Source organism: Limosilactobacillus agrestis, assembly GCF_014145585.1.
Classification (GTDB): Bacteria; Bacillota; Bacilli; order Lactobacillales; family Lactobacillaceae; genus Limosilactobacillus; species Limosilactobacillus agrestis.
On record NZ_JACIVF010000011.1, the window covers coordinates 54,620 to 69,948 of the forward strand.

Annotated in this window: 12 protein-coding genes; all 12 read left to right on the forward strand. The window is 39.5% G+C overall.

What is annotated here, in order from left to right:
• The first annotated feature begins 77 nt into the window (after positions 1 to 77).
• The 12 genes from pth (at position 78) to H5R88_RS01025 (ending at position 14,292) form a co-directional block, all read left to right on the forward strand.
• Positions 78 to 638, forward strand: coding sequence for an aminoacyl-tRNA hydrolase (gene pth / locus H5R88_RS00970; RefSeq protein WP_182600051.1), 561 nt, complete (start codon positions 78 to 80; stop codon positions 636 to 638).
• An 18-nt stretch (positions 639 to 656) separates the two neighbouring features.
• The gene (mfd, locus tag H5R88_RS00975) at positions 657 to 4,196 is read left to right on the forward strand and encodes a transcription-repair coupling factor (protein WP_182600052.1); all 3,540 of its coding nucleotides are present in this window, start codon (positions 657 to 659) and stop codon (positions 4,194 to 4,196) included.
• Positions 4,193 to 4,465 carry an RNA-binding S4 domain-containing protein gene (locus H5R88_RS00980; protein ID WP_182577710.1) on the forward strand — a complete coding sequence of 91 codons (273 nt, stop codon included), beginning with the start codon at positions 4,193 to 4,195 and terminating at the stop codon, positions 4,463 to 4,465. The genes mfd and H5R88_RS00980 overlap by 4 nt, the downstream gene beginning before the upstream one ends.
• Before the next feature lie 100 nt (positions 4,466 to 4,565).
• Positions 4,566 to 4,922: an FtsB family cell division protein gene (locus H5R88_RS00985; RefSeq protein ID WP_182577711.1), complete on the forward strand. Its 357-nt coding sequence runs from the start codon at positions 4,566 to 4,568 to the stop codon at positions 4,920 to 4,922.
• Positions 4,923 to 5,111: 189 nt separating this feature from the next.
• The gene (locus tag H5R88_RS00990; RefSeq protein ID WP_003665652.1) at positions 5,112 to 5,606 is read left to right on the forward strand and encodes a S1 domain-containing RNA-binding protein; all 495 of its coding nucleotides are present in this window, start codon (positions 5,112 to 5,114) and stop codon (positions 5,604 to 5,606) included.
• Positions 5,569 to 7,002: a tRNA lysidine(34) synthetase TilS gene (gene tilS / locus H5R88_RS00995; protein ID WP_308183105.1), complete on the forward strand. Its 1,434-nt coding sequence runs from the start codon at positions 5,569 to 5,571 to the stop codon at positions 7,000 to 7,002. Before H5R88_RS00990 ends, tilS begins: the two co-directional genes overlap by 38 nt.
• Positions 6,995 to 7,537 (forward strand): hypoxanthine phosphoribosyltransferase, encoded by a 543-nt coding sequence (gene hpt / locus H5R88_RS01000; RefSeq protein WP_182577712.1) that lies wholly within the window; start codon positions 6,995 to 6,997, stop codon positions 7,535 to 7,537. The genes tilS and hpt overlap by 8 nt, the downstream gene beginning before the upstream one ends.
• A gap of 231 nt (positions 7,538 to 7,768) precedes the next feature.
• On the forward strand, positions 7,769 to 9,877 hold the full coding sequence (ftsH, locus tag H5R88_RS01005; protein ID WP_182600053.1) for an ATP-dependent zinc metalloprotease FtsH: 2,109 nt from the start codon (positions 7,769 to 7,771) through the stop codon (positions 9,875 to 9,877).
• A 90-nt stretch (positions 9,878 to 9,967) separates the two neighbouring features.
• The gene (gene hslO / locus H5R88_RS01010) at positions 9,968 to 10,888 is read left to right on the forward strand and encodes an Hsp33 family molecular chaperone HslO (RefSeq protein ID WP_182600054.1); all 921 of its coding nucleotides are present in this window, start codon (positions 9,968 to 9,970) and stop codon (positions 10,886 to 10,888) included.
• 107 nt (positions 10,889 to 10,995) lie between these two features.
• Complete coding sequence (gene dusB, locus H5R88_RS01015; protein WP_182600055.1) at positions 10,996 to 11,997, forward strand: tRNA dihydrouridine synthase DusB; 1,002 nt, start codon at positions 10,996 to 10,998, stop codon at positions 11,995 to 11,997.
• A gap of 20 nt (positions 11,998 to 12,017) precedes the next feature.
• On the forward strand, positions 12,018 to 13,544 hold the full coding sequence (gene lysS, locus H5R88_RS01020) for a lysine--tRNA ligase (protein ID WP_182600056.1): 1,527 nt from the start codon (positions 12,018 to 12,020) through the stop codon (positions 13,542 to 13,544).
• Between the two features lie 214 nt (positions 13,545 to 13,758).
• Positions 13,759 to 14,292 (forward strand): DUF7010 family protein, encoded by a 534-nt coding sequence (locus H5R88_RS01025; RefSeq protein ID WP_182600057.1) that lies wholly within the window; start codon positions 13,759 to 13,761, stop codon positions 14,290 to 14,292.
• Positions 14,293 to 15,329: the final 1,037 nt, after the last annotated feature.

Genomic DNA, 15,329 nt, shown 5'->3' on the forward strand with positions numbered 1-15,329 from the left:
GTATAATACTAGTAAAAATTTATGCTGGACGGGAAGAGAAACCGTGCGGCTTTTTTGCGTGAAAGGAATGAAGGATAATGAAAATGATTGTTGGTTTGGGAAACATCGGAACGCGATATGATGAGACCCGTCATAATACTGGTTTTATGGTGGTTGATCAACTAGCACGGGATTATCACCTGGGAGCATTCACCCACCTAAAGCAGGAAGCGGTAGCAGTTAGTGGAGTAATTAATGATGAAAAGGTAATGTTGGTAAAGCCGACAACGTTTATGAATGATTCAGGACGAGCAGTTGGACCACTAGTAAACTATTATGATATTGACTTAGATGATCTTGTAATTATTAATGATGACTTAGATATGCCAGTTGGCAAGGTACGCTTAAAAACGCATGGAGCTTCCGGTGGTCATAATGGCCTTAAAAGCATTATCAGCGCGTTAGGGACCAAGAACTTCAACCGAGTAAAAGTTGGGATTGACCATCCACAACAAGGAACGGTGGTTAGTCATGTCTTAGGTAAATTTTCTAAAGACGAACGACCTAAATTTGATCAAGCGGTTGAACAAGCTGAGCATGCATTAGAAGATTGGATTAATGGGGAAGACTTTGCTAAGTTAATGAATGATTATAATTAAAATAGAAAGGTGGCGTTGATGGTGCAAATAGAAAATTTAATCGAGAAGACGCCATCATTTAAACAAATTACGGCCGACCTCCAACCAAAGAACCATCAATTGATAACGGGGATTTCTGGATCGGCACGAACCGAATTACTAAGTGCGCTTTCTAAAGAAGGACAGCAACCAATTCTAGTAGTGACTGACACAATTTCACATATGCAGGAATTAGCTAGTGACTTAGAGAACCTTCTTCCTGCCAATCGTGTTTACCAGTTTCCAGTTGAAGAGGTTTTAGCAGCGGAAGTAGCAACTAGTTCTCCTAACTATCGTCTTCAGCGGGTGCTAGCCTTAAATGCATTGCTTAATAAAGAACCGGCAGTTGTTGTTGCGTCTGCTGCGGGTTTACGACGCAATATTATTTCACCCGTATACTTTGGCCACGCCTCCTTAAAGGTTAGGACTGGTGGGGAAGTGGATCCGGCTAAAATGCGGCAACAGTTAAGCGCAATGGGATACCAATATCAAAAAATGGTCTTGCGTCCTGGCGATTTTGCAATTCGTGGATCGATTATTGATGTCTATGCCTTAAATACTGATAATCCTGTTAGAATTGATCTCTTTGATACAGAAGTTGATTCACTCCGGTATTTTGATGCTAGTACCCAGCGAAGTATCGATAATGTTGAGGAAGTTCAGATACTGCCAGCAACAGATTTTATTATCCCCTCAACTGAATTTTCCCGGGTGACTGAAGCGCTTGCGGCGGAATATAAAGGGGTGTTGAAGAAGTTAAGCGCTGAAGATACGGATATTAAACAACAGGTGGCTAACCGCTTTGAACCATTATTAAACGCTCTTAAGAATCAGCACTTACCTAATGAACTTTTAGAATTTAGCAACTTAGTTTACCCGACAAAGTATTCATTATTTGATTACCTTCCTAGTAACGGGACGATTTACTTTGATGACCTGACGCGGATAAAGCAATTTGCTAAGCAGATGACCAAAGAAGATGCTGGTTGGTTTAAGAATAAGGTTGCTCATCATCAATTAACAGCAGTTCCTGACCTTAGTAATGACGTATCATCAATAATAAAAAAGGACCAGCACCCACAAATTTATGGGGCCCTATTTAAAAAAGGTCTCGGTAACATTAAACTTAGTCAAATTACCGACCTAAAAACCAGGACGATGCAGCGGTTCTTTGGGCAAATGCCCCTGCTAAAAGCTGAACTGCAACGATGGATTGACCAAGGCCAAACGGTAGTATTAATGGCTAATAGTCCAGAGCGGCGAAAGCAAATTGCCCAAACGCTAGCTGATTTTAAGATCACTGCTACGGAAACTGACTTAACAAATATCAAGCCTAATGTTGTCCAAATTATTGCTGCTAACTTAAATAATGGATTTGAAATGCCGCTTGCCGGGCTGGTTGTTATTACGGAAGGTGAGATGTTTAAGCAGGTAAAGAAGGTTCATCATCGCCCACAAAAACTCGCCAATGCGGAACGGTTAAAAAATTATACCGACCTTAAACCGGGTGATTACGTGGTTCATGTCAATCATGGGATCGGTATTTTTAGTGGAATCAAGACGATGGAAGTTGACCATGTTCATCAAGATTACATGATCATTAATTATCGGGATAATGCCCAGATATATGTTCCAGTAACTCAGCTAAACCTTGTCCAAAAGTATGTTTCATCAGAATCGAAGGCTCCGCATATCAATAAGCTTGGCGGTAATGAGTGGGCAAAAACTAAACACCGCGTTTCTTCAAAAATTGAAGATATCGCCGATGAATTAGTTGACTTATATGCTAAGCGAGAAGCAGAGAAAGGATATGCTTTTCCGAAAGACGATTATCTCCAAAAACAATTTGATGCGAACTTTCCATATAATGAAACTCGGGACCAGCTACGAAGTATTAATGAAATTAAAGAAGATATGGAAAAGCCCAAGCCAATGGATCGATTATTAGTTGGGGATGTTGGCTATGGTAAAACCGAAGTAGCAATGCGGGCAATTTTTAAGGCAGTTACTGGCGGGAAGCAGGTTGCCTTCTTGGTACCAACAACTGTTCTTGCCCAGCAACATTACAACACCCTCATGCGCCGGTTTGAGGGATTCCCAATCAATATTGCCTTGATGTCACGTTTTAAGACGCCAAAAGAGCTCAAAGAGACAGAAGCAGAGCTAAAGGATGGAAGTGTCGATGTCGTTGTCGGGACTCATCGAATCCTATCAAAAGATGTTGAATTCAAGGACCTTGGGCTGTTAATTGTTGATGAAGAACAGCGATTTGGGGTAAAACATAAGGAAAAACTAAAACAATTAAAAAATAATGTTGATGTTTTAACCTTAACGGCAACCCCGATCCCCCGAACCTTGCATATGTCAATGCTGGGCGTACGGGACTTATCGGTTCTTGAAACACCACCCGCTGGCCGTTACCCAATCCAAACCTATGTAATGGAGCAAAATAGTGGAGCGATTCGCGATGGGATTATTCGTGAGATGCAACGTGGCGGACAGGTTTATTATCTTCATAATCGCGTTCATGACATTGAAGAGACAGTGGCATGGTTACAAGACCTTGTTCCTGAAGCACGGATTGGTTATATTAACGGTCAAATGAGTGAAAATGAATTGGAGACGGTTCTCTATGAGTTTATTCAAGGAAATTATGATGTATTAGTAACCACCTCTATTATTGAAACGGGGGTTGATATCCCGAATGCTAATACTCTCTTTGTTGAAAATGCTGATCGAATGGGATTAGCTCAGCTATATCAGATTCGGGGACGGATTGGTCGTAGTAATCGGGTGGCTTATGCTTATTTTATGTATCAACCTAATAAGGTTTTAACGGAATTAGGAGAAAAACGATTAGCAGCAATTCGTGATTTTACCGAGTTGGGATCTGGCTTTAAGATTGCAATGCGTGATCTTGCTATTCGAGGAGCTGGTAATCTCTTGGGGAAGCAACAACATGGCTTTATCGACTCTGTGGGTTATGACCTATATTCGGCGATGCTTAGTGATGCGGTAGCCAAAAAGCAGGGTAAAAAGCAAACGATTCACTCCAATGCAGAAGTTGAGTTAGGTATTGAAGCTTACCTCCCAACGGAATATATTTCAGACCAACGGCAAAAGATTGAATTATATAAGACGATTCGCCAAGCTAAAACGGATGACGAAGTGATTGATATTCAGGGAGACTTGATCGATCGGTTCGGTGATTATCCGGCACCTGTTGGAACGCTGTTGTTGGTGAGCCAATTAAAGAATCATGCTGACTTGGCTATGATTGCTGAGATTAAAAGGCAACGGGATAATATTAATATTAAGTTTACCGAACGCGCTAGCCGCTTGATTAAAGCACCGGCAATAATTAAGGAGTTAGCTAATACTCGCTTTAAAGCGACAATTGGTGAGGATGATCAGCAAGTAACGATTCGGCTGGTTATCCAACCTAAAATGACAACTGAGGATTGGCTTCATCAGCTACTACAATTTGTGACGGCTTTGGGAAATATTATCCAGGCCGATGAAAAAGGAGAAGGAAAATGAGATTAGATAAATTTTTAAAAGTATCACGGATTATTAAACGTCGATCGGTTGCTAAGGAAATTGCGGATCAAGGACGGATCTTAATTAATGGTCAACCATCAAAGTCATCCAGTCGGGTAGCGGTTGGTGATACTCTAACAATTAAGTTTGGTAATAAGACAGAAACAGTTAAGATTAATCGGATTGTTGAAACAACGAAAAAGAGTGAAGCAGAAGATATGTATGAAATTGTCGATGAAACTTATGCGGAATCCTTTGATCAACTATAATGTCTTTTGAGATATAAAAAAGTTGATAATTATATAGACATTTTCTGCGGTAACTTGCTATACTTAAAAAGTGATAAGTTAAAATGGAGGGGAATGTCAGATGAAAGGACAATCTGATAGCAAAATTTCACAATTAAATACCCCATATGCCCGCAAAGTTTCGAATGAAAAAACATATAATCGGCATGTTCATAAGCGCCGTTGTCAGCGAATCATTGCCGTTTTTTTGGTTATTTTCTTAATCTTTGGAATTCAAATATTTCAAAGCAAACGGACATTAGCGGATATTAATGGCAATATTCGGCAGGCACAATCACAACTAACAAAGCAAAAACAAAAAAATCGACAACTAGAACGTCAAATTAAGCTGTTACATAATCCCGAATATATTCAGCAGGTTATTCGTGCCAAATATAATTATTCTAAAAAAGGCGAGACAATCTACAATTTGAACTAATGATCACAAAATAAAATGTTTTTTAGTAGGGTTAGAATATTTTAAATGTTAAAATTATAAATGTAATTGGGTGATTTTCAGCTTAATTTTTTAATGAGAAGTTTAGTTGTTTTTATACGTTTTCAAGATGAATTTATGATATACTCAAATACAAAAATATGAGATGGTTCAGGAGGATCTAAAGGTTTCATGGCAATTGAAGTTGGAGCAAAGGTTTCAGGTAAGGTTTCAGGAATCACTAATTTTGGTGCATTCGTTGATTTAGATGATAATCAGACAGGGCTAGTACACATCAGTCAAATCTCTGATAAATATATCAAGGACGTTCATGATGTATTAGCTGTCGGGGATGAAGTTACAGCAAAAGTAACACGGATTGGTGATGACGGTAAGATTGCTCTTTCCATCAAGGCCGCTGCTCCTCGTGAACATCAAGATCATCATGAAAACAACCATCATCGTGAAAATAATCACCGTGATTTTCATCACGAACGGAATAATAATTTTCGTGGTCACAATGATAACTTCCGTGGTGGTTTTAGTGGCCGACACCATAACAGTCACCAACACGAAGACTTTAATGACATGCTAGCTGGCTACTTAAAAGAAAGTGAATCACGTTTATCTACTTTAAAGCGTCAGACTGATGGCAAGCGTGGTGGCCGTGGCGGTCGGCGGAGTTAATATGTCGGATTTACAACAAGCATTTGAGCGACACCTGGTAAGGAGTCGCTTTTTTGCTACTCGAGATAATGTAGTAGTGGCAGTATCAACTGGGGTGGATTCGATGGTCCTTTTAGATCTTTTGCAGCACTTGCCGTTAAAGTATCGACCACAAATTATTGTTGCCCATATGAACCATGAGTTACGAAAACAAAGCCAATTAGAAGAACAGTTCATCCGGCAATATTGTGAACAAAAAGCTTTAAAACTAGAAGTAGCACATTGGTCACAAACACTTCATCCACCAACCGGGGTCGAAAATGCTGCTCGACAAGCACGTTACCAATTTTTCCAGAAAGTGATGGAAGATAACCAAGCAAGGATCTTACTAACGGCACACCATCAAAATGATCTGGCAGAAACGATGTTGATGAAGCTGACTCGTGGTGGACAGGTGAGTCAACTAGTGGGGATCCGTGATCAACGACCATTTACTAATGGCACTTTAATTCGTCCTCTTTTGCCCTTTAGCAAACAGCAACTAATGGAATATGCTTTACAACATCATCTAAGGTGGTATGAAGATCAGACCAATAAAGACTTGGATATCCAGCGAAATCGATTTCGTCATAGGATAATTCCAATGCTCGAAAAGGAAAATGCCCAGTTGCTCGCTCACCTTGAAAACTATCATCAACAGTTAACGGAACTCCTTGCCTGGCGAGATCAAGAGATTGCCGACCGATTAGCAGAATGTATTGATCGACAAGGCAGGATGATCCTAGCAAAGTTATCGGACAATAAAGAATTTATTCAAAAAGAGGTTCTCCGCCAGTGGCTTAATCACCAAGGAGTATATGATATTAAAAATCACCAACTTGACGAATTACTGCAGGTGTTAACAAACGAGAAAAAGCCACAGCAAAGTATTAAGTTACCGCACCAATATATTCTCGAAAAAGACTATGTTACTTGTGTAATAAAAAAAATGGCGAATCCGTCTGAGAACCTACAAAAGCTCCAAGATCATGTGATAGAATTGGAACAATGGTATCCAGTAGATCCAATAAACTTAATAGCAGTGTCAACTGAAAGGCTATTTTTTGGAGATGAGGGGCAGCCGTTTTTACAATGGCTGGCTTTTGATCAATTTCCACTACGGCTACGCAAATGGCGAAAACAAGATCGGATTCGTCTGAAAAACGGCCATCACCAGTTAGTTAAACGGGTACTAATTGACCAAAAAGTTCCCCAAAAACAACGGGACCAACAAATGGTACTGGTCGATGCTCATGATGAGGTAGTCTGGATAGTCAATCGAAAGTGGAGCTGGTTTGAACGTCCAATCGACTATCAGCAGTCGTGGCGACCATGGTTTATTGGAATAAAAAATAAGGAGAAGAAGGTAAATGAATAACGATATTGAGCGTGTCTTGTATAGTGAAGAAATGCTAGGCAAAAGAATGGACGAACTAGCAGCAGACTTAACGAAAGATTATCAGGATAAACGGCCAATTATTATTTCCGTTTTAAGTGGCGCAGTTTTATTTACTGTTGATATGATTGAACGGCTAGATATTATGGCGCAAATTGATTTTATTGATGTTTCTAGTTATTTTGGTGGCTTAGGATCGACTGGAAAAGTTAAGCTTATTCATGATTTAAAAACAGATGTTAAAGATCGGCATGTTCTAATTATGGAAGATATTGTTGATACTGGTCATACATTGAAGTACTTGATGGATCTGCTAGCTGACCGGGGAGCAAAGAGCATAAAGGTTTGTTCATTATTAAATAAGCCAGAAGGTCGAGAAGTAGACGTTGAACCAGACTATGTTGGCTTTACGGTTCCTAAAGAATTCTTGGTTGGATATGGCCTTGATTACAAAGGATTCTACCGTAATTTACCATATGTTGGAATTTTGAAGCCGTCTGTGTACCAAAATGACTAAAAATGTTGGATAATATAAAGTGACGGAAAAATCAATATTAATAGACGATATTTTAAAGATATTCTTAATTAACGTTCTTTTTATGGATCCGTAAATATGTAGTGTGTATTATTAATAGCATTGGTGATAAAACTATTAATTCTTCTGTAAAATTAATGGTCAATATATGTCAAATATGCTATGATAGTGACTACAATTAAAAATATCGTTGCTGGTAGATAGGAGGTTGTTATGAACAACAATCGTAAAAAAAATAATTTTACTCATAACGTTCTCTTCTATGCCGTGATGTTCTTGTGTATTATGGGAATCGCCTACTTCTTCTTTGGGGGTAACGCCTCAACAGGACAAAGTAAGACAGTTTCTCAAAGCGAGTTTATCTCCGAACTGAAGAGTAATAAGGTTAAGAGCGTTCAGCTACAGCCAAATGGTGGTGTATATAAGGTTACGGGTACTTACCGTAAACCACAGTCAAATAATAACAATTCCGCCAATAATACTGGTTTTGCTCTTACACCACAACGAAACAATAAGGTAACTCAATTCCAAAGTTCTGTTTTGGAAAGTGATGTAACAGTTAGTCAACTTCAAAACTATGCTAATCGTCATAATGTAAAGATTAGTACTCGTGCTGAAGAATCTAACAGTGTCTGGATGAACCTATTGTTGACTGTTTTGCCATTAGTCATCATGATTTTCTTCTTCTATATGATGATGGGCCAAGCTGGTCAAGGTGGTGGCGGACGTGGAGTAATGAGCTTTGGTAAGACTAAAGCTAAGCCGTCTGATGCTAAGAAAAACAAAGTTCGTTTCTCAGATGTTGCCGGTGAAGAAGAAGAGAAACAAGAATTGGTTGAAATTGTTGAATTCTTGAAGAATCCAAAGAAATTCACCAAGCTTGGTGCTCGTATTCCATCTGGTGTTTTACTAGAGGGGCCTCCAGGTACTGGTAAGACCTTGCTTGCAAAGGCGGTTGCCGGTGAATCAGGAGTACCATTCTTTTCAATCTCTGGTTCTGACTTTGTTGAAATGTTCGTCGGGGTTGGTGCTAGTCGTGTTCGTGACTTGTTTGATCAAGCTAAGAAGGCTGCTCCGGCAATCATCTTTATTGATGAAATTGATGCCGTTGGTCGGCGTCGTGGAAACGGCATGGGTGGCGGTCACGATGAACGTGAACAAACATTGAACCAATTGCTAGTTGAAATGGATGGATTCCAAGGTGATGAAGGAATCATCGTAATGGCAGCTACTAACCGTTCAGATGTCTTGGATCCTGCACTTTTGCGTCCAGGACGTTTTGACCGAAAGATTTTAGTTGGTCGTCCAGATGTTAAGGGTCGTGAAGCTATTTTACGAGTTCATGCTAAGAACAAGCCGATGGCAAGCGATGTCGATTTGAAAGAAATTGCTAAACAGACTCCTGGTTTTGTGGGGGCTGACTTAGCCAACCTGTTAAATGAAGCGGCCTTACTAGCTGCGCGGCGGAACAAAACTGAAATTGATGCTGCAGACTTGGATGAAGCAGAGGACCGGGTAATTGCTGGACCAGCTAAGCATAACCGTGTCCAATCTGAACAAGAACGAAAGACTGTTGCATACCACGAAGCAGGTCATACAATTGTTGGTCTTGTATTAAATGATGCCCGAGTTGTGCATAAGGTTACGATTGTTCCACGTGGTCGTGCAGGTGGATATGCGATCATGCTTCCACGTGAAGATCAGATGTTAATGTCGAAAAAGAATGCGATGGAACAAATCGCTGGTCTGATGGGTGGACGGGCTGCTGAAGAACTTGTCTTTAAGTCACAATCTTCGGGAGCTTCAAATGACTTTGAACAAGCAACCCAAATCGCACGTTCAATGGTCACCCAGTACGGAATGAGTGATAAGATTGGTCCAGTAGAACTGCAAAGTTCTGGTCAGGTCTTTACAGGTCAAGGCTATGACCAGTCACCTTACTCTGAAAAGACTGCTGCTTTAGTTGATGAGGAAGTACGTCGAATCTTAACTGAAGGGCACGAAACGGCCTTACACATTATTGAGACGCACCGTGAACAACATAAACAAATTGCTGAAGCATTACTCAAGTACGAAACGCTTGATGAAAAACAAATTCTTAGTCTTTATAAGACTGGAAAAGTTCCTGATAAGGATGTCGCTGCTGAGGACGAAGAAGCCCGTGCACAAACCTTTGAAGAATCTAAGCGTGAACTTGAACGATTGGAAAATGAGCGTCACGATGAAGCAAAGGATAATCAGAATGATTTATCTGATACGCAGAGTGATAACTCAAATGATTCACAATCAAGTGGTGATTCAGATAATTCTGAAGACAAATAAACTATTGAAAAGACGGAAGATACAAAACCTGACTGGTAGGTGGTGGTCTTCCGTTTTTTATTTATGTTAAATTTTAAGGAGGAATCTAAAATGGAAACAACAGATTATTTAGTAAAATCAATGACTAAGGATGGAAAGTTTCGGGCTTATGCTGTAAACGCTACGCAAGTTGTTCAAAAGGCTCATGAGATTCATGATACATGGAGTGCTTCTTCTGCTGCCCTTGGTCGAACGTTAATTGGAACGATTCTTTTGGCTACTTCTAGTTTACAAGGAGAAGCAGGAATGACGGTCAAGATTCAAGGAAATGGTCCGGTTGGCTTTATTATTGCGGATGGAACTGCTGAAGGAACTGTAAAAGGCTACATGGGTAATCCACACGTTTCGTTACCAGCAAATGATAAGGGAAAGATTGATGTCGCAAAGGCAATTGGTAATCAAGGGACCCTTTCTGTCACTAAGATGGCTCCAGGCGACAAGACACCATATACCGGTGAAGTAAATTTAGTTTCTGGTGAACTTGGTGATGACTTTACTTACTACCTTGCGCAATCTGAACAAATTCCTTCCGCGGTTGGTCTTTCAGTATTCGTCAACCCAGATGAAAATATTGACGTTGCAGGTGGGTTTATGATCCAAGTGATGCCTGGTGCTACTGATGAAGAAATTAGCAAACTTGAAAAGACGTTGAAGGACTTGCCATTAGTATCGCAAATGTTGCGCGATGGTGATACGCCAGAAGATATTTTAAAGAAGATTTTTGGAAATGACTTAAAGATCCTTGAAACAATGCCAGTTCGTTATGCGTGTGATTGCTCAAAGGAACGTTTTGCGCACGCCCTTGCAAGTATCTCTAAAGATGACATGAAGAAGCTGATTGACGAAGACCACCATGCAGAAGCTGTTTGCCAATTCTGTGGGAAGAAGTACGAGTTTGGCGAAGATGAATTAAAGAAGATTTACAATGAAATGACGGCAAATGATAATAAAAAATCAACAGATGAAAAGTAATTTTTGGTGCTAAGCGTGTTGATATGCTATGATAGTTGAGTTATCGGACAATTAAAAATGAAACTGGACGGCCAGCACAGTTTCTTAAGCAGTAATGAGGTGAAAAAATGAAATGGAAGATTGGTAACGTTGAAATTCCTAATCAAGTTGTTGTTGCACCAATGGCTGGAGTAACTAATTCCGCCTTTCGGGTTATCTGTAAAAGATTTGGTGCTGGCTACGTTGTCTGTGAAATGATCTCAGACCGTGGCATTATGTACCATAACCAACGAACTTTGAATATGATGGATGTGGATCCTGAAGAACATCCGATGGGAATTCAAATTTTCGGTGGAACCAAAGAAACATTAGTTGAGGCTGCCAAGTATGTGGATCAACATACTGCCGCTGACGTGATTGATATAAATATGGGGTGCCCGGTAAATAAAGTTGTTAAAACTGATGCGGGTGCGCGATGGTTACTAGATCCGAATAAGGTATATGAAATGGTGTCATATGTTACGGATGCAGTAAAGAAGCCAGTTACCGTTAAGATGCGAACGGGATGGGATGACAAGCATATTTTAGCAGTTGAAAATGCGTTGGCAGCGGAACGGGCAGGAGCTAGTGCGATTGCGATGCATGGTCGAACCCGAAAACAGATGTATACGGGACACGCAGATTGGAATATACTAAAAGAAGTAGCGAGTCAATTGAAAATTCCGTTCATGGCTAATGGTGACGTAAAGACTCCAGAAGATGCAAAGAGGATTCTTGATATGACGGGAGCGACCGCCGCAATGATCGGCCGGGCAGCGATGGGTAATCCTTGGATGCTAAAACGGACTGAACATTATTTGGAGACTGGTGAGCTACTGCCAGAAGCTACCCCAGAACAAAAGATTGAAATGGCAAAGGACCACCTTAATCGTTTGGTTGCTTTAAAGGGTGAATATGTTGGCGTTCGTGAATTCCGTGGATTATCTACTTACTATATCAAGGGGATTCCGCGTGCTGCTCGGACTAAGGTAGCATTAGTCGAAGCAGAAACGCTTGATGAAATGAACGATATTTTTGACCGCTTTGCTGAACAAACTGCAGAACGAGCTGCGAAAAGACAGCAAGCCTAATTACGAGGAGGAGAACTTAAGTGTCACAAGAACTAGATCAAATGCGCGTCCGGCGTGAAAAAATGGAAGAGTTAAAAGAAGCGGGGATTGAACCATTTGGCCGCCGCTTCAAACGAGACCATCTTGCCCAAGACTTGCATGATAAGTTTGATCAATACGATAAAGAAGAATTAAACGAGATGGGTGCTAAAGTAATTATCGCGGGTCGAATGACAAGAAAGCGGAGTAGTGGTAAGGCTGGTTTCGCTGACTTTGTTGATCGGACTGGCAAGATTCAAGTTTACGCTCGTAAGGATATGGTAGGGGATGAACCTTACCATGTTTTCAAGCGGTCAGATATTGGTGACTTCCTTGGAATTGAAGGGGATGTAATCAAGACTGATACAGGTGAATTAACTGTTCGTGCGCATAAAATCACCTTCTTGTCAAAGGCATTGCGCCCGCTTCCTAATAAATGGGATGGGGTTACTGATCCTGAAACTATCTATCGTCAGCGCTACCTTGATTTGATTTCTAATCCAGAAAGCTTCAAGCGTTTCCATCAACGGACGGCAATCATCAAGGCTGTTCGGAAGTATATGGATGATAATGGTTTTACAGAAGTTGAAACACCAATTTTGAACACCCAAGCTGGTGGTGCTAATGCACGTCCATTTATCACTCACCACAATGCACTTGATATTGATATGTATTTGCGAATTGCTACTGAATTGTACCTCAAGCGGTTAATTGTTGGTGGTTTTGAACGGGTATACGAATTGGGTCGTATTTTCCGGAATGAAGGGATGGATCCACACCATAATCCTGAATTTACTACAATGGAAACTTATGCTGCTTACTTTGACTTCCAAGATGTTATGGATGAAACGGAAGGAATCGTTAAGGCAGCGGCTAAAGTTGTTTCAGATGACGGAAAGATTACTTACCAAGGACATGAAATCGACCTTGGAGGAAACTTTAAACGGATCACGATGGTAGACGCTGTTAAGGAAAAGACTGGTATTGATTTCAGTGATGAATCAATGACAGATGAAGATGCTAAGAAGTTAGCCGATGAACATAAGGTTGAATATAAGCCGTACTGGACAAAGGGCCATATTTTGAATGCGTTTTTTGAAGAGTTCGTTGAAGATACGCTTGTTCAACCAACCTTTGTCTATGAGTTCCCAGTTGAAGTTTCACCATTAGCAAAGCGGAATGCTGATAATCCTGGGATGACTGATCGTTTTGAATTGTATGTTGATGGTAGTGAATTGGCAAATGCCTTTAGCGAATTAAACGATCCAATTGATCAGAAGGAACGCTTTGAAATGCAAGCAAAGGAAAAAGCTAACGGTAATGATGAAGCTGAACCGGTCGACTTAGATTATGTTCAAGCCCTTGAATACGGGATGCCACCTACTGGGGGACTTGGTATTGGAATCGATCGTCTTGTAATGCTCCTTACTGATGCTAAATCTATTCGGGATGTTATCCTCTTCCCAACAATGCGTCCGGAAAAGGAAACTAAGAACAATTCCAAGAAAAAGAAGAACAAGAAGAAGTAAACTGAATAGTTAATATAAAGACTTTGAGGACTCTTTGATGATTAAGTTTAATTCTTTGAAAAGTCGGTAATTATGGTGTAGCTACACCAGGTATTAGTTAATAAAAAAGCTAGTATAAACAGATAACTCGGATTCCATTTTTATGGGGTGCGAGTTTTTTTGTTTTAGCTATGATAGAATAACTATTAATTCAGAGGAGAAATGAGGGAGATTGATGGGAGAATTAGAAAAGTTAAAGCAAGACTGTATAGTAAAACAAAAGCGAGGGCTGCATATAATAATTGCTTCGATCGTAGTATGGGGCGGTATTCTTGCAGTAGAACTACTTAATATTCCCATCCTTACTAAAAACTTATTCGTATTTGTCTGTACGGCCTTACTTTTACCGATATCCTATTTTATATCTCAATTGATTAATGTGGATTTTCAAAATAAGACAAATCCGTTAACTAAGTTAGGGATGTTGTTTTCGATGAATCAGCTTTTGTATCTTTTAATTGCAATGTGGATTTATCCGACTATTCCCAATAAAATGTTAATGGTGTTAGCGATAATATTTGGTGCTCATTTACTGCCATATAGTTGGTTGTATAATTCTAGGACTTATTTTGTTTCATCGATAGTAATTTCGATATTAGCTTTATTGGTGGGAATTAATTTCGAACCGTTTATTTTAGCATCAGTTATGCTTGCCATGGTAGTAGCATTTTGTATTACCTTAATATTAGAAAATCATCAACTTAAATGAAAGGCTCTGATCCGTAAAAGGCGCAATGTCTCGTCAAGTATACCGAGCAAATAGATAAAATTTTTAGGTGGCTTAATTGCGGAATTATTCCGCGGTCAAGCCGTTTTTGCTTGTGTAAGCGCGTTTGGTATTAAAGTATTCAATAGCTCCTTTGACGAGTTGCCTCATCTGTTTGTGATATTGTTCAACCAATGAGTTTTTAACTTCTTTAGAGTAGCTTTGATTATGATGATTTGTTTGAAGTCCTGGCATCCCTTGATACGTATACAGAAAAATTCAACGCCTGATAGATTTTTGCTAATCTTGTACTTAGTTATTACATTATGGATTCCATTCCGTAAAACTTCACTGAGGATTAAGAGCTTTTCCTCTGCTGAATATTTAGATTTTCTTCCCATAGAAAAAGCCCTTCGAGTATAAGGTGGATTTTCTATTTTATCTGTATACTCAGAGGACCTTATAGGTGAGAAGAAGAGCGAAGCCATTTTTGGTATATTATTTTAATTCTTGCAGACCTCCTAATAGTAGGAAGTAATTGCCGAGAAAATATAAGACTAATAGTCAGTGAGATGATTCAGATATTAATGCCAATTAATGTTCTTAATAATCTATCCAAGAAGATAAAAAATGAATGGGTAAAACTATTGGAAATAATATAAGTAAATACATCGATCTACCACTGGATTTGAATATTGATGCTTTGAAACTAGTTTTTCATATTAGGCAATTTAGAGATAGTAAAGAAGTCCTAATTGGCAAAGCTGGTGGAAACGGATAGACAACCTTATTAAAGGAAAAGTGAGTTTAAGAAGCTAATAGATAGTGATTGGAAATAAAATTCGAAAAAAGTAGAAAAAGTTGTTGACGAGAGATTGAAATCCATGTATAGTAGTTATCGTTGTCAAAACAGTTAAGTGCTGTTAAGATGGTTTGACAAAAAATTAAAAATAATTGTTGACATCTACTTGACGACATGATATATTAATAAAGTTGCTGATTGAGTTATCGATCAAAGAAATTTGAAATTAATTAAAATT

What these genes read in the sequence shown, in the direction of transcription:
- pth (WP_182600051.1), top strand. Translation starts at nt 78, where the DNA reads ATGAAAATGATTGTTGGTTTGGGAAACATCGGAACGCGATATGATGAG.
- mfd (WP_182600052.1), top strand. Translation starts at nt 657, where the DNA reads ATGGTGCAAATAGAAAATTTAATCGAGAAGACGCCATCATTTAAACAA.
- H5R88_RS00980 (WP_182577710.1), top strand. Translation starts at nt 4,193, where the DNA reads ATGAGATTAGATAAATTTTTAAAAGTATCACGGATTATTAAACGTCGA.
- H5R88_RS00985 (WP_182577711.1), top strand. Translation starts at nt 4,566, where the DNA reads ATGAAAGGACAATCTGATAGCAAAATTTCACAATTAAATACCCCATAT.
- H5R88_RS00990 (WP_003665652.1), top strand. Translation starts at nt 5,112, where the DNA reads ATGGCAATTGAAGTTGGAGCAAAGGTTTCAGGTAAGGTTTCAGGAATC.
- tilS (WP_308183105.1), top strand. Translation starts at nt 5,569, where the DNA reads ATGGCAAGCGTGGTGGCCGTGGCGGTCGGCGGAGTTAATATGTCGGAT.
- hpt (WP_182577712.1), top strand. Translation starts at nt 6,995, where the DNA reads ATGAATAACGATATTGAGCGTGTCTTGTATAGTGAAGAAATGCTAGGC.
- ftsH (WP_182600053.1), top strand. Translation starts at nt 7,769, where the DNA reads ATGAACAACAATCGTAAAAAAAATAATTTTACTCATAACGTTCTCTTC.
- hslO (WP_182600054.1), top strand. Translation starts at nt 9,968, where the DNA reads ATGGAAACAACAGATTATTTAGTAAAATCAATGACTAAGGATGGAAAG.
- dusB (WP_182600055.1), top strand. Translation starts at nt 10,996, where the DNA reads ATGAAATGGAAGATTGGTAACGTTGAAATTCCTAATCAAGTTGTTGTT.
- H5R88_RS01025 (WP_182600057.1), top strand. Translation starts at nt 13,759, where the DNA reads ATGGGAGAATTAGAAAAGTTAAAGCAAGACTGTATAGTAAAACAAAAG.